The following is a 15107-nucleotide window of genomic DNA, read 5'->3' on the forward strand; positions in this document are numbered from 1 at the left end:
ACCGGGGGGCCCCCTACCACCTGGCCGCCCCCCCCCCCGCTTGCTGCCGGGGGGGGGGGTGTTTTCCCTCTCACCCCCCCCCCCCCCCCGATGGACGACACCCCCATCGGTCGTGCTGCCCAGCTGGCCGTGGAGGCGCTCGGCCGTGCCGGTGAAGGCCTGCCACGCCCCGAGCAGACGCGGGTCATGGTCGTCGCCAACCAGAAGGGCGGCGTCGGCAAGACCACCACCACGGTCAACCTCGCGGCCTCGCTGGCGCTCCACGGTGCGCGCGTCCTGGTGGTCGACCTCGACCCCCAGGGCAACGCCTCCACGGCGCTCGGGATCGACCACCACGCCGAAGTGCCCTCGATCTATGACGTCCTGGTGGAGAGCAAACCGCTCTCCGAGGTGGTCCAGCCCGTCGTGGACGTCGAAGGCCTCTTCTGCGCGCCCGCCACCATCGACCTCGCCGGTGCGGAGATCGAGCTGGTGTCGCTGGTCGCGCGGGAGAGCCGGCTCCAGCGGGCGATCGAGGCGTACGAGCAGCCGCTGGACTACATCCTGATCGACTGCCCGCCCTCGCTCGGTCTGCTGACCGTCAACGCGCTGGTCGCCGGCGCCGAGGTGCTGATCCCCATCCAGTGCGAGTACTACGCGCTCGAAGGGCTGGGGCAGTTGATCCGGAACGTGGATCTGGTGCGGGCGCATCTGAACCCGGGGCTGCACGTCTCGACGATCCTGCTCACCATGTACGACGGCAGGACCCGGCTCGCTTCCCAGGTGGCCGACGAGGTCCGCAGCCACTTCGGTGAGGAGGTCCTGCGGACGAGCATTCCGCGGTCCGTACGTATCTCGGAGGCGCCGAGCTACGGGCAGACGGTACTGACTTATGATCCGGGTTCCAGCGGCTCGCTGTCGTACCTCGAAGCCGCTCGTGAAATCGCCCTGCGTGGGGTCGGTATGAGCTACGACGCCAAGCACGCCCACGCGATCGGCAACAGTCAGCTGAGCATTTCGGAGGGGACGCAGTGAGCGACCGACGTAGGGGTTTGGGGCGTGGGCTCAATGCGCTGATCCCCGCCGCTCCGCAGGAGAAGCAGGGAACCTCCGGGGAGGCCGCCTCCTCGGGACAGTCACCCGTCCTGACGGCGGAGCGCGGTGTCGCCGCCGCCAAGGTGACGACGCTGTCTCAGGCGGGGACACCGGCCGCACCGGCCACGGCGGAGATTCCCGCCCAGGACACGCCGGCCCAGAGCGAGGTGACCGCACCGGAAGGTGTGTACTTCGCCGAAGTGCCGATGGACTACATCACCCCGAACCCGCGGCAGCCCCGTGAGGTGTTCGACGAGGACGCGCTCGCCGAGCTGGTGACCTCCATCAAGGAGGTCGGGCTTCTCCAGCCCATCGTCGTACGGCAGTTGGGTCCGGAGCGCTTCGAGCTCATCATGGGCGAGCGGCGCTGGCGGGCCTGCCGGGAAGCGGGCCTGGAGCGCATCCCCGCGATCGTCCGTGCCACCGAGGACGAGAAGCTGCTGCTGGACGCGCTGCTGGAGAACCTGCACCGCGCACAGCTCAACCCGCTGGAAGAGGCCGCGGCCTACGACCAGTTGCTGAAGGACTTCCACTGCACGCACGATCAGCTGGCCGACCGCATCGGGCGTTCGCGTCCGCAGGTCTCCAACACGCTCCGGCTGCTGAGGCTCTCCCTGCCCGTACAGCGCAGGGTCGCCGCAGGCGTGCTGTCCGCCGGTCACGCGAGGGCGCTGCTCTCGGTGGACGACTCCGACGAGCAGGACCGGCTGGCCCATCGCATCGTGGCCGAGGGGCTCTCCGTCCGGGCCGTCGAGGAGATCGTGACCCTGATGGGCTCGCGGCCGAAGAACACGCCCCGGTTCAAGGGTCCCCGGGCCGGCGGTCTGCCGTCGCCCGCGCTCAACGATCTGGCCTCCCGGCTGTCGGACCGCTTCGAGACCCGGGTGAAGGTCGATCTGGGTCAGAAGAAGGGGAAGATCACCGTCGAGTTCGCCTCGCTGGTCGATCTGGAGCGCATCCTCGGCACGCTCGCCCCCGGTGAGGGGCGCGTCCTGGAGCGGGGACTCGCCGACGAGGAAGCGGACGGCGAGGGCTTGGAGGGCCTGGAGCCGTCGAACGGCCCGGACCGGTCGAACGGCCTGGAGCCCGACGAGAACTGACGCCTCCGCACACCGCCGAGGGGGCGGGCCTTGTCCGATGCCTACGGGGACACGGCCCGCCCCTTTGCCGTCCCCCGGTGTGCGGGGCATCTCTGGGTGGATACGATGCGTTCTGGTATGGCGCATGCACCTTGATCCACCGCAGAGGAAGGGCGGGGCCATGCAATTGGTGAGCCGCAGCCAACTGATGTCAGCTGGACTCGGCCTGGGGATCGTGGGCGGCTTCGTCGGCAGCCTGATTCGGGAGCACAGCGCGCTGACCGCGGCTCGTGACGCGGCAGGCGTAGGAAGTGAGGAACGGCCTCGATGGGGCGTCGGCTCGTACCGCTCACGCTGGACAACCTTCCCGACCTCCCTCAGCGATGCAGGGAGTGCGTCTTCTGGGAGCTTGATCCGGTCAGGGGAGAAGCGGCGGTAAGAGCGGAGCGGGCCCGCGAGGAGAAGGAGGCCTGGATCTCGGCCGTCCTGCTGGAGTGGGGGTCGTGCGGCCGGCTGGCCTATGTGGACGACGTGCCCGTCGGCTTCGTTCTGTACGCGCCTCCGGCGTATGTCCCCCGTGCCACGGCCTTCCCCACGAGCCCGGTCTCCCCCGACGCCGTACAGCTGATGACGGGCTGGATCATGCCGGGCTACCGGGGGCAGGGGCTCGGCCGGGTGATGGTGCAGACCGTCGCGAAGGATCTGCTGCGGCGGGAGTTCAAGGCGATCGAGGCGTTCGGGGACGCGCGCTGGCAGGAGCCGGCCTGTGTGCTGCCGGCGGACCATCTGCTGGCCGTCGGGTTCAAGACCGTACGGACGCATCCCACGCACCCACGGCTCAGGCTTGATCTGCGGACGACGCTCTCCTGGAAGGAGGACGTCGAGCACGCGCTGGACCGGCTGCTGGGCGCGGTGAAGAAGGACCCGGCACTCAGACCGCTCTGAAGACGCGCGGCGCGGCGGAGAGACGAACAGCCTCACCCTCGCCGAGAAGGGAACGGCCTCGTCCCCCTCCGGGGAGAGAACAGGCTCAACCCCCCCCGGGAAGCGAACAGGCCCGTCCCCCTCCGAGAGGGGACGGGCCTGTTTCACGTGAAACATCGCGCGTGGTGCGCGACGGTGCGCGACGGTCTCAGCCGATGAAGCTCTCCAGGTCGCGCACGATGGCGGCCTTGGGCTTGGCGCCGACGATGGTCTTGGCGACCTCGCCGTTCTGGTAGACGTTCAGCGTCGGGATCGACATGACGCCGTACTTGGCTGCCGTGGCCGGGTTCTCGTCGATGTTGAGCTTGACGACCTCGATCTTGTCACCGTGCTCGGCCGCGATGGCTTCGAGCGAGGGAGCGATCTGGCGGCACGGTCCGCACCAGGCGGCCCAGAAGTCCACCAGTACGGGCTTGTCGCTCTTGAGGACGTCCTCTTCGAACGAGTCGTCGGTCACGTGCTTCAGGTCGCCGGCCACGGCGGCCTCCTTAACTTCTTGGGGTGTGGTGGGTCGGTACTGCTGGTCAGACGGAGGCGGTCTTCTCCGGCTCGGCCGCCTTCTCGCGGTCACCGAGCGCGGAGAGGAAGCGCTCGGCGTCGAGGGCCGCGGAACAGCCGGTGCCCGCGGCGGTGATCGCCTGACGGTAGGTGTGGTCGACGACGTCGCCGGCGGCGAAGACCCCCGTGAGGTTGGTGCGCGTCGAAGGCGCCTCCACCCTGAGGTATCCCTCGTCGTCGAGGTCGAGCTGACCCTTGAAGAGCTCGGTGCGCGGGTCGTGGCCCACGGCGATGAACAGCCCGGTCGCGGCCAGCTCGGACGTCTCACCGGTCTTGGTGTTGCGCAGCGTCAGCCCGGCGAGCTTCTGCTCACCGTGGATCTCCTCCACCGCGCTGTCCCAGGCGAACCGGATCTTCGGGTCCGCGAAGGCCCGCTCCTGCATGGCCTTGGAGGCACGCAGAGTGTCACGCCGGTGGATGATCGTGACCGACTTGGCGAACCGGGAGAGGAAGGTCGCCTCCTCCATCGCCGTGTCACCGCCGCCGACGACCGCGATGTCCTGGTCCTTGAAGAAGAACCCGTCACACGTGGCACACCAGGAGACGCCGCGTCCGGAGAGGGCGTCCTCCCGGGGCAGCCCGAGCTTGCGGTGCTGCGAGCCGGTCGTGACGATCACGGCCTTGGCCCGGTGTACGGTGCCCGCCGTGTCGGTGACCGTCTTGATGTCCCCGGTGAGGTCGACGCTCACGATGTCGTCCGGGACGAGTTCCGCGCCGAACCGCTCCGCCTGGGCGCGCATGTTGTCCATCAGGTCCGGGCCCATGATGCCGTCGCGGAAGCCGGGGAAGTTCTCCACATCGGTGGTGTTCATCAGCGCGCCACCCGCGGTGACAGCCCCCTCGAACACGAGGGGACGCAGCGAGGCGCGTGCGGTGTAGAGCGCGGCTGTGTATCCGGCCGGACCCGAGCCGATGATGATCACATTACGGACGTCGCTCACGGGTTTCTTCCTCGTCTCTGCAGACTGCCTGCTACTGCCAACGGGGCGCTTCAGGACTCTCACCCCACCCAACGGATCCTACGGGCCTCGCATTCCCGCGAGGTCCCGGCGGCGCCGGGCCGTCGTCAGCCGCGGGGGTAAGCCTGTGTGAGGAGGAGTTCACCCTTGGTGGGCGGGACGACGTCGACGCACGCGGCGTCGATGACATACGCCCGCACCAGACTGCCGTCGTCGGGGTCCGACAGGACGAGGAGGAAGGCGTCGGTGCCCTCGTACGTGCCCCGCTCGGCGGCCAGCGGGATGTCGCTGCGCCCCGTTCCCTGCTGAATACAGGGCGGCACCTGGGACATCAGCTTGGGGGACGCGGTGGTGGTGGGCGCGTTCCTGGTGGAATCCAGGCCCTCGGCGGCTCTCGGTTCGCCGGTGGAGGGCGTGGACGCGAGCAGGGAGCCGACCTTCTCCCGGATACCGGTGCCGCTGAACGCGGCTCCGCTCCCGTCCGCCTGGCTCGTTCCCGAGTCGGCCTTCATGGTGGTGTCCTCCCCACCGGGGGAGGTCTGGAGCAGGAGAACGCTCACGCCGATCGCCGCTGTTCCGAAGACGGCGCCGAGGATCGCGCCGCGACGGCGGCGCAGCTGCCGGGCGCGTCCGGGACCCCTGGCCGCCCGTGAGTGTCCGGCGGGGCGGTCCGCCCGGGGAGCGTCGGGAGCCACGGCACCGGGGGTGACGGCCGAGGGGACAAGCGCGGGATCAGGCTCGGATGCCGGCTCGGCTTCGGACGCGGCGGCTTCGGGGGCGTCGGTGGTGCGCGATGTTTCACGTGAAACATCGGCGGTCGCGTCCGTTCCCGAGGGGTCCGGAGCGGTCGCGTTCAGCAGCGCCTCGGCGGCCAGGGCGCCGTCGATCCGGGCCGCCACATCGGCGGGCATGCACGGCGGACCGGGCAGCGAGCCGAGCAGTCCCCGGATCTCCTCCAGCGACGCGTACACATCGGCGCACAGGGAGCAGCCGTCGAGGTGTTCGCGTACCTCGACGCTCCGTGCGGGGGAGAGCAGGCCCTCCGTGAGGTCGGAGATCTCCGAGACGTCCGGGTGCTCCGTCATGCCGGTCGTGGTTGTCACGCGCGCCCACCTCCTCCCTTCACGGCGGCAGGACCTTGTGGTCCCGCGTCTGGTCCGGTGTCTGCTCCCCTGTCCGGGCCTCTGTTCTGTGGTCCCGGCTCCGATGGGACGGATGCGCCCGTCGTCCGGTTCCTTTGTGGTCCCAGACCGCCTCTGTCGCCGCTTCCGCCGCCGCTCTCCCGCAGATGGGTGAGCATCGGCAGGAGTCTGGCTCTGCCGCGTGCGCAGCGGCTCTTGATGGTGCCGACGGGTACGTCGAGGACTTGCGCGGCCTCGGCCACGGGATACCCCTGCATATCGACGAGGACCAGGGCGGCACGCTGGTCGGCGGGCAGCTTGGCGAGAGCGGCGAGAAGCTGGCGGTGGAGGTCCTGGCGCTCGGCGGGGGCCTCGGCCGACTCGTGCGGTTCGAGGAGCTGCTCCAGACGGTCCGTGTCGTCCACGGGCGACGTCTTGCGCGAGGCGGCCTTCCGCGCCCGGTCGAGACAGGCGTTGACGGTGATGCGGTGCAGCCAGGTCGTGACGGCGGACTGGCCGCGGAACGTGTGGGCGGCACGGAAGGCCGAGACGAGCGCGTCCTGCACGGCGTCCGCGGCTTCCTCGCGGTCTCCGAGCGTGCGCAGCGCCACCGCCCAGAGCCGGTCGCGATGGCGTCGCACGAGCTCACCGAAGGCGTCGGGGTCCCCTTCGACATGGCGCGCCAGGAGGTCCTGGTCGTCCACGCCGGCGAGTGTGGCGTCTTCCAACGGTGAGCCCCCTCCCCTGGTCGCAGGTCAGCCTATGACCTTGATCTCCGAGATTCCTCCCCGGAACTCGTTCGCGGACACGTCCGGCGCGAGTTCCGTGATGTGGATCAGTACGTACCTGGTTCTGACGGGCTTGTCCAGGGTCGCCTTGAGACTGCTGTCGGTCTTCTCCAGCTCGGTGACGCGCCGGGGGAAGTCCGAGAGGGCCGCCGGGGACGAGGCGTCCTCGTCGGCGGCGAGCACCTGGACCTTCTGGCCGGCGCGGTACATCGAGACATCGACGCCGTACACGTCCTGCACGCTGCCGAGATCGACGACTATCCCGCTGCCGCCCCGGCGGTGGGGCAGATTCCCGTAGTTCGCGTAACCGTCGTACTGCGGCGTGATCCAGGCCGTGTCGGTGTCGCCGTCGGCGGCCAGGGGAACGTCCTGCGCCTCCACGCCGTCACCGTCGGGCGCGAACGCCGAGACCCCGTCGATCTTCAGGTTCTTGGGGACCCGTGGCGCGGGCTTCTCCTGATCGCCCTCGGCCGACTGGGACTGGGTCGTGCCGTCCGTGTTGTTGCGGTTGAGCATGTGGTCGGCGACCTGCCAACTGGCAAGTCCCAGCGCGGCGATGAGGAGCGCGGAGACCGTCCACTTGAGCGCCTTGCCGGTACGGCTCTGGAGCGGCGGCGGAGGGACGGGCACGGGCTGTACGGGGGGCTGTCCGACCGGACGGGTGGCGGGGCGCGCGTACGAGCCCTGCTGGTAGGTGGTGCGCTGGTACTCGGGCGGCGCGGCGAACGTGGGCTCCGGGGGCCGGACACGCGGCATCTCGGCGACGGCCTTGGCCAGTTCGTCCGGAGTGGTGCAGGGGGGTTCCTGACGCGAGGCGGTGGCGCCCTCGTTGACGAGCGCGCGCATGGCGATCTCGGACAGGCCGCGGTGGACCCCCGCCCGTACCTGGTCGGGTGCGATCAGACCGACGCCCTTCGGCAGCCCCCTGAGGCCGTACGCGTCCGTCTCGTACGGCCAGCGCTGGGTCAGGGCCGCGTACAGGAGCGCGCCGATCGCCTCGGTGTCGGTGCGCTGCGGGCGCTCCGCGCTGATGCCGCGCAGGGCGGCGTTCACGGCGAGGCCGCGGATCCGGTACTGACCCGTGGAGCTGCGCAGTACCGCCCCGGGCGTCAGCTTCAGATGGGCCAGGCCCTCGCGGTGTGCGGCGGCCATCGCCTGGGACAGCTGGATGACGAGCTGGTAGGCGTCGTGGGCCTCCATGGGGCCCGCGGCGAGGATCGCGGTGAGTTCTGTCGCGTCGGGCAGCCATTCGTGGACGACGTAGACGAGGTCGTCCTCCTCGACGGCGTCGAGGACCTGGACGAAGCGCGGGTCGCCGAGGAGCGCGGAGGAGCGGGCGGCCGCCAGCACGGAGCGGGCTCTCGGGTGGTCGGCGGGCAGGAGGTGCACCCCGACGGCGCGGCGCAGTTTCTCGTCGACCGCACGCCAACTGCTGAATCCGTCCAGACGGGTGACGCACTCTTCGAGCCGGTAGCGTCTGGCGAGCTTGTGGCCGCTGTGGAGTTCGGGTGCCGTGGCGGCCGGCCGGGCTTTGCGGCCCTTCCCGTCGGCCTGTCCGGCGGAGTCGCCGGCGCCGGACTTCGCGGGCTTCCCGGCGGCGGATTCCGCCGATTCACCGGGTCCGGGCTTCGCGGGCTTGTCGTCCTCTGTCTTCTGGGCCTTCGCCACCCCGTCGGTGGTGGCCTTGTCCGCCTGGGCGGCCGGCGGTTCGTCACCGCTGTTGTCGGCCACCTCGACGGCAGCCGTGCTCCGTTCCGCCACCGTCGCTCCTGCCTCCCCATCCGTTGCGCACTGTCCAACAGCCACGCCAATTGTGCCCACAGTTGGACGCTATGCACGACACACGGCGGCCGACGATGGTTGTGCTCGGCCCTCGCGAGCTAGCGTCCGAGGCGGCCCCGGACCATTCCCACCAAGGTGTTCATCTCTTCGATACGCAGTTTTCTCGCGACGACGAAGAAGCCCCCCAACAGGACGATTCCGCCGCCCGCCAGTGCGGCGAACGAGCCGAGCACCTCGCTGCCGAGCTTTTCGAGCACGAAGTAGGCGACCGCTCCGGCGGCGAGCGTGCCGGGGACGGAGGCCAGGCCGAGCCGGGCGTATGTCCGCAGCACGCGTGAGCCGTCCAGATCGCCGCCCAGCCGCTTCTTGAGCCTGCGCCAGGCGATTCCCACCCCGACGGCGTACGCGAGGCCGTACGAGGCGGCCATGCCCACGACGGCCCAGCGCGAGGGCAGGACGACGAAGCAGACGGCGGAGGCGGCGGCGTTCACGGCGGCCACGATGACGGTGTTGTAGAAGGGGGTGCGGGTGTCCTCGTACGCGTAGAAGGCACGCAGCACCACGTACTGCACGGAGAACGGGATCAGACCGAGCCCGAAGGCCATCAGCATGTAGCCCATGGAGCGCGCCGACTCGATGCCGGACGAGCCGAAGATCAGGGTGCACATCGGGATGCCGAGGGCGACGAAGCTGAAGGCGACGGGGACGATCGCGACCGCGGAGTTCCGCAGGCCCTGGGAGATGTCGTCGCGGACGGCTCCGGTGTCGCCGTCGTGCGCGGAGCGGGAGAGCCGGGGCAGCAGGGCCGCCATGACCGAGACGGTGATTATGGCCTGCGGCATGCCCCAGATCAGCTGGGCGTTGGAGTAGGCGATGTAACCGGCGCCCTGGGTGCCGGAGTCGACACCCGCCGCCGTCGAGAGCTGTGAGACGACCAGCACGCCGGCCTGGTTGGCGAGGACGAACAGCACGGTCCACTTGGCGAGCTTCGCGGCCTTGCCGAGGCCGTGGCCGCGCCAGTCGAACCGCAGCCGGATCCGGAAGCCGGTCTCCCGGAGGTAGGGGATCATCGCGAGGGCCTGGACGGTGAGGCCGAGCACGACGCCGACGCCGAGCAGGCGCTCGGCCTCCGGCGGGATGTTCGCGACCGTCATCCCGGAGTCCTCGGCGGCGCCGTACACCCAGATGAACATGGCGAGGGTGGCGATGATGATGATGTTGTTGAGGACCGGTGTCCACATCATCGCGCCGAACCTGCCGCGCGCGTTGAGGATCTGTCCCATCACCACGTGCACGCCCATGAAGAAGATGGTGATCAGGCAGTAGCGCACGAAGGTGACGGCGACGTCGTTGGCGGCCGGGTTGTCGGCGATGCTCACCGACATGAGGCGGACCAGCAGTGGGGCGGCGAAGACCGAGAGCGCCGTCAGCGAGCCGAGGATGACGATCACCAGGGTGAGCAGGCGGTTCGCGTACGCCTCGCCGCCGTCCTCGTCGTCCTTCATGGCGCGGATGAGCTGCGGTACGAAGACGGAGTTGAGACCGCCGCCGATGGTGAGGATGTAGATCATCGTCGGCAGCGTGATGGCGAGCTGGAAGGTGTCGCCGAGGGTGGCGGCGCCGATCGCGGCCACGATCAGGGCGGAGCGTACGAAGCCGGTGAGCCGGGACACGAGCGTGCCCGCCGCCATGACGGCGCTGGACTTCAGCAGTCCCGACGCGCGTCCGGCCGCTTTCTTCGGGGGTGCGGGCGCCGTGGCCACCTCGGGTGCGGCGGCCACCGGCCGGCCCGTGCCCTGCTGGTCGCGGAAGAGGTGCGCGAAGGCGTCGGGCTCCTGCTCGTCGGCGCGGGACCGGGTGGCGACGTCGTCGACGCCCCTGAACTGCACGGTCCGCGCGTCGTCCCCGTACGGGAGGTGGCCCGACGGCCCGTCGGGCTCGGGCTGCGGGGACTGCGCCCAGACGCGCGGATCGGCTGCGTACTGCTGCGCTGGCGGCTGCTGGTAGGGCGGTGTCGGCCCCGGATAGCCGCCGGGGGGCGGCGACGGGTGACCGGCGCGGTCGTGGAGAGCGTCGGGGACCTGGCCCTGCGCCGAGTAGTCCTGCGCGCGGTAGGGATCCTGCTGGTAGGCGCCCTGCGCGTACTGGTCGGGGCTGTACGGGGTCTGGGGCCCGGGCGGGGCGTACGGACTCGGGGCGTAGGGGCCCTGGGCGTGCGGGGGCTGCTGCCGCGGGTCCGGTGCCTGCGGGTTCGGGCCCTGCGCGTACTGGTCCGGGTGGTGGGAAGCCTGCGGGTACTGGTCCGGGTGCAGCGGGCTCGGGGGGTAGGGAGGGCCCCCGGCCCGGTCGGGCGCGGGAGCGTGGGGAGCGGCGGGTGGCGGCGGAACATGCCCTGCCGGATCCCCGCCTGCCCCCTGGCCGCGGTCACCGTCGTACGGCGCGTTCATCGTTACCCCACCTCATCGTCCCCGGCCGGCCGGCCACGACATCGCTCAACGGTCCACTTTCTCACCCTTGCCCGACGGGTCACCGCTTTCCGGACGGGTGTCCGGGGTCGGGTCACTCGCCTGCCCAGGTTCCGGCGCGACGATGTCTTCGGGGATTTCCCGCTCCGAAGGCGGGGCGACGGGCGCCGGAGCGGGCTTCGCCCCGTCGTCGTCGGCGGTGCTGTCAGGGCCGCTCCCGCGGGCGTCGTCGCCCTCGGCTCCCTGCTCGGCGGCCACAGCCGCCGCTGCGGCTTCGACGGCTGCCTTCGCCGCCACTGCCCGCTTGCGCTGGCTGTACATCCTGACCCCGGCCAGGACCAGGAGCAGGACTCCGCCGGCGATGACGAGCATCACGGTGGGAGTGAGCTCGGAGACCCTGACCTGGAACGTCATGGGGCTGCCGTACGGTCGGCCGTCGGTCGTGTACAGCTGCGCGGTGAGCCCCACCGGACCGTTGGCGTTGGCCGCGCCGGTGAACTTCACCACCTGCGTGTGTCCGCCGTCGACCCTGATCGGCTGCTCGGCGAGGGCGCTGCCGTCGTCCAGCTTCAGCCGGGTCGCGTTGGTGGAGTGCAGCCGCAGGACGAGGTTGTCGACGCCTTGCAGCAGCTGGTTCTGGACGGTCACCGGGATGGTCGCGCTCCGGCCCGAGAGGGTCAGCTCGGACTTCTGGATGAGCTGTACCTCACTGGCGAGGCTCATCAGATACCGGTTCACCGAGTCGCGGTACTCCCTGGCGCCCGTCGCGTTGCCCCGCCAGGAGGTCGAGACCGCCCTGTTCACCGCGTTGGCGAACGGTGTCGCCACCCGGTCGGGCACGGTGAGGATGGCCTTGAACTTCCCGAGGCGCTCGTCGATCCCCTTGAGCTCCTCGAACGCCGACGGGGGGAGCTCACGGTCACGGAGCTTGTCCGGATACCGCGTGGCGCCCGGCACCTTGGTCGTGGCGTTCGTGTCGGGCTTGGCCGCCGCCGCGGCGACCAGGTCGGACGCCTCGGTCCAGCGCTCGCCGCCCAGGCCCTGGAGCGCGCGGGCCATGGACTGCGCCTGGCCGGCCGAGGGGGTCCGCTGCGGGGCGACGACGATGTCGCGCTGCTTCGAGGAGTCCTGGAGGGTCACCGCCAGCGACTGGGCGAGGAACTTCTGGACCGCGAGCGTGGAACTGCCCGCGTTGGACACATCGCCCTCGAACGCGGTGGACAGCCGGGTGTCGCCGACGACGGCCGTCGTACCGCCGCCGATGGGCCGCGCCGCGCTCGCCGTGTACGGCAGGTTGTCCTGGATGCTGTCGCTGCGCGAGATCACCTTGTCGGCGCCGGCGGAGGTCGCCACATCGATGATCGACGGGTCGACGGCGCCGTCCACGGGCCAGGCGAAGTCGGTGGCGGGCGACAGATGAAGAATGGTCTCCACGGTCCTCGCGGCCACCTCGCTGGAGCCCTGGAGATGGCCGAGGCTGCCGGAGACGTTCTCACCGCCGTGCGCCAGGGACGCCAGGTCGGGGTCGCCGAAGGGCAGGGCGACGACGTCGCCGTTGTCCTGGACGGCCTTCTCCAGCGAGTTGAGCCATGTCCGGGCGACGAGCTGGTTCGTACCCGCGACCGTGCTGTTGCCGTCCTTGACGCGGTAGGTGTCGGCCATCGCCTCGACCGTGGCGAGGAGGTCCGGATCGACCACCCAGGTGACGGGGAGCTGGCTGCCGAGCGAGACGAGCTGCTCCAGCCGGCCGCCGGGGGCCAGCTCCTCCGCCAGGTCGTCGTTCTCGAAGACCGGGGTCTGCCGCTCGTCCGAGCCAGTCTCGGCCGAGACGTGGGAGGTGGAGATCAGCGGCCAGAGGTAGGTGAACCTGGTCTTGGTGTCCACCGCGTCCGGCTGCCAGGGCAGGAACGTCCGCCGGATGCCGAGGGTGTGGTCGTACGGTTCGGCCGACGTGCGGCCACTGAGCGACACCCCGAGCTGGTAGACCCCGTCCCCTCCGAGGCCCAGCTTGCTCACCGGCACCGACAGGGCGAAGTCGTGGCTGATGCCGGAGGCGAGCTTCTCGAACTCGACCTTGTACTTGCCGCCCACCGGCGGCGGATCGTTCGTGGTGTCGTTGGACCGCTCGTCGGCGTCGTCGATGGCGGTCCGGCCGACGAGCTGCGGGCCCACCCTCAGATCGACCCGGGCGTCGGTGACCGGCTTCTTGCCCTTGTTGGTCACCGTGCCGGAGATCGTGAGGGTGTCACCCTTCGTCGGCGCGCTGGGCGCCAAGGTGTCGAGTGCGACGGAGACGGTGTTCGACCCCGAGGGCTCGGCCGCGGCGTTCACCGGAGAGGCTGTGGCGGCCCCTCTGGCGCCCGCGGGGCCGGCCGGGGTCGTCGCGGTCGCCTGAGGCGCCGCGAGGCCCCCCAGGAGCCCGGCCAGGAGCGGCACTCCTGCGGCCACGGCGGCGGTGCGCCCCAGCCATCGGCGGGCAGGAGAGTGCTTCATCCCCTGGAAGTCTGCCGCCTCGGCCACGCGCCCGCCCGTCCCTCGTCGTCGTCAATGGTCGTCGTCGATTGTGCGTCCACGCATGGTAACGATGTGCGCTGTGGCGAAGTGCCGGGGTCCGCCTCCCATGATCGGAAGAATCTCATGGGCGGAGCGTTCCGGTGCACCGGAAACCCGGGAGCTGGGGTCGGCCGGGGCACGTACCCTTTTCTGTTGTGCCGAACGCCAACGAAGAGACTCCCCATGCACTGACTCAGGTGCAGCGCCGCGCGGTCAGTGAACTGCTGCGGGTGTCCCCTGTCGCCGACGACCTCGCACGCCGATTCCAGGAAGCGTGCTTCACACTCGCCCTGGTCGGAGGCTCGGTGAGGGACGCCCTCCTCGGTCGCCTCGGCAACGACCTCGACTTCACGACCGATGCCAGGCCCGACGACGTACTGAAGATCGTCCGGCCCTGGGCGGACTCGGTGTGGGAGGTCGGGATCGCCTTCGGCACGGTCGGTGCCCAGAAGGAGGGCCGGGTCGGGGACGACCGGCAGGACTTCCAGATTGAGATCACGACCTACCGCTCGGAGGCGTACGACCGCACCTCCCGCAAACCCGAGGTGTCGTACGGGGACTCCATCGAGGACGACCTCGTACGCCGCGACTTCACCGTCAACGCGATGGCCGTCGCGCTGCCTCAGAAGGAGTTCGTCGATCCGTACGGCGGTCTCCAGGACCTCGCGGCCGGTGTGCTGCGCACGCCGGGCACCCCCGAGGCGTCGTTCTCCGACGATCCGCTGCGCATGCTCAGGGCCGCGCGCTTCGCCGCGCAGCTCGACTTCGAGGTCGCCCCGGACGTCGTCGCCGCGATGAATGCCATGGCCGAGCGCATCGACATCGTGTCGGCGGAGCGCGTACGGGAGGAGCTGAACAAGCTGATCCTCTCCCGCCATCCGCGCAAGGGCCTGGCGCTGCTCGTCGACACCGGCCTCGCGGAGCGGGTGCTGCCCGAGCTGCCCGCGCTGCGGCTGGAGAGCGACGAGCACCACCGGCACAAGGACGTGTACGAGCACTCCCTGACCGTGCTGGAGCAGGCCATCGACCTGGAGGAGAACGGGCCGGACCTCGTGCTGCGACTGGCCGCGCTGCTCCATGACATCGGCAAGCCCCGGACACGGCGCTTCGAGAAGGACGGCGGCGTCTCCTTCCACCACCACGAGGTGGTGGGAGCGAAGCTGACCAAGAAGCGGATGACCGAGCTCAAGTACTCGAACGAGTTGGTGAAGGACGTCTCGCGACTGGTGGAGCTGCATCTGCGCTTCCATGGTTACGGGACCGGTGAGTGGACCGACTCGGCCGTGCGGCGCTATGTGCGCGACGCGGGCCCGCTGCTCGACCGGCTCCACAAGCTGACCCGTTCGGACTGCACCACCCGCAACAAGCGCAAGGCCACCGCGCTCTCACGCGCGTACGACGGTCTTGAGGAGCGGATCGCGCAGTTGCAGGAGCAGGAGGAGCTGGACTCCATCCGGCCCGATCTGGACGGCAACGAGATCATGGAGACGCTCGGCGTCGGTCCGGGGCCGGTGATCGGGGCCGCGTACAAGTTCCTGCTGGAACTGCGGCTGGAGAACGGGCCGATGGAGCGGGACGACGCGGTGAGCGCGCTGAAGGAGTGGTGGGCCAAGCAGAGTTGAGTCCGGGCCGGCGGCCGGGACGCGCGGTCGATGTTTTACCTGAAAAAAAGACACCCGCGACCCGGCCCCACAGGCGGGGCGCGGGGTGTAGGCAGGGGCATATAAAAAAAAGAAGCAGCCGA

Annotated in this window: 10 protein-coding genes and 1 pseudogene; 4 read left to right on the plus strand and 7 right to left on the minus strand. The window is 70.3% G+C overall.

Features of this window, described 5'->3' with window-relative positions; all coding sequences use genetic code 11:
- Window positions 1-78 precede the first annotated feature (78 nt).
- From ACFWU9_RS20250 to ACFWU9_RS20260, 3 genes and pseudogenes are all read left to right on the plus strand, one after another.
- A pseudogene (locus ACFWU9_RS20250) lies at window positions 79-1014 on the plus strand (ParA family protein); the annotation flags it as partial.
- Window positions 1011-2174, plus strand: a complete 1164-nt coding sequence (locus ACFWU9_RS20255; protein ID WP_384320211.1) for a ParB/RepB/Spo0J family partition protein — start codon at window positions 1011-1013, stop codon at window positions 2172-2174. The pseudogene ACFWU9_RS20250 and the gene ACFWU9_RS20255, both read left to right, overlap by 4 nt.
- A gap of 306 nt (window positions 2175-2480) precedes the next feature.
- Window positions 2481-3098, plus strand: coding sequence for a GNAT family N-acetyltransferase (locus ACFWU9_RS20260; RefSeq protein WP_384320213.1), 618 nt, complete (start codon window positions 2481-2483; stop codon window positions 3096-3098).
- A 187-nt stretch (window positions 3099-3285) separates the two neighbouring features.
- Here the strand turns inward: ACFWU9_RS20260 and trxA are convergent, their stop codons facing one another.
- From trxA to ACFWU9_RS20295, 7 genes are all read right to left on the minus strand, one after another.
- A complete protein-coding gene (gene trxA, locus ACFWU9_RS20265) occupies window positions 3286-3615 on the minus strand; it encodes a thioredoxin (protein WP_384320215.1) in 330 nt (109 codons plus the stop codon).
- 46 nt (window positions 3616-3661) lie between these two features.
- Window positions 3662-4636 carry a thioredoxin-disulfide reductase gene (gene trxB / locus ACFWU9_RS20270; RefSeq protein ID WP_384320217.1) on the minus strand — a complete coding sequence of 325 codons (975 nt, stop codon included), beginning with the start codon at window positions 4634-4636 and terminating at the stop codon, window positions 3662-3664.
- A gap of 125 nt (window positions 4637-4761) precedes the next feature.
- The gene (locus tag ACFWU9_RS20275) at window positions 4762-5757 is read right to left on the minus strand and encodes an anti-sigma factor family protein (RefSeq protein WP_384320219.1); all 996 of its coding nucleotides are present in this window, start codon (window positions 5755-5757) and stop codon (window positions 4762-4764) included.
- Entirely contained in the window at window positions 5754-6503 is a 750-nt protein-coding gene (gene sigM, locus ACFWU9_RS20280) for an RNA polymerase sigma factor SigM (protein ID WP_384320221.1), read from the minus strand. Before sigM ends, ACFWU9_RS20275 begins: the two co-directional genes overlap by 4 nt.
- A 27-nt stretch (window positions 6504-6530) precedes the next feature.
- On the minus strand, window positions 6531-8324 hold the full coding sequence (locus tag ACFWU9_RS20285) for a protein kinase family protein (RefSeq protein WP_384320223.1): 1794 nt from the start codon (window positions 8322-8324) through the stop codon (window positions 6531-6533).
- A 119-nt stretch (window positions 8325-8443) separates the two neighbouring features.
- Window positions 8444-10792, minus strand: a complete 2349-nt coding sequence (gene murJ / locus ACFWU9_RS20290) for a murein biosynthesis integral membrane protein MurJ (RefSeq protein ID WP_384320225.1) — start codon at window positions 10790-10792, stop codon at window positions 8444-8446.
- Between the two features lie 45 nt (window positions 10793-10837).
- On the minus strand, window positions 10838-13330 hold the full coding sequence (locus tag ACFWU9_RS20295) for a DUF6049 family protein (RefSeq protein ID WP_384320227.1): 2493 nt from the start codon (window positions 13328-13330) through the stop codon (window positions 10838-10840).
- 188 nt (window positions 13331-13518) lie between these two features.
- Here ACFWU9_RS20295 and ACFWU9_RS20300 point away from each other — a divergent pair, with 188 nt between their 5' ends.
- Complete coding sequence (locus ACFWU9_RS20300) at window positions 13519-14985, plus strand: CCA tRNA nucleotidyltransferase (protein WP_384320229.1); 1467 nt, start codon at window positions 13519-13521, stop codon at window positions 14983-14985.
- Window positions 14986-15107: the final 122 nt, after the last annotated feature.

It is taken from the genome of Streptomyces sp. NPDC058653 (assembly GCF_042716895.1).
GTDB lineage: Bacteria > Actinomycetota > Actinomycetes > Streptomycetales > Streptomycetaceae > Streptomyces.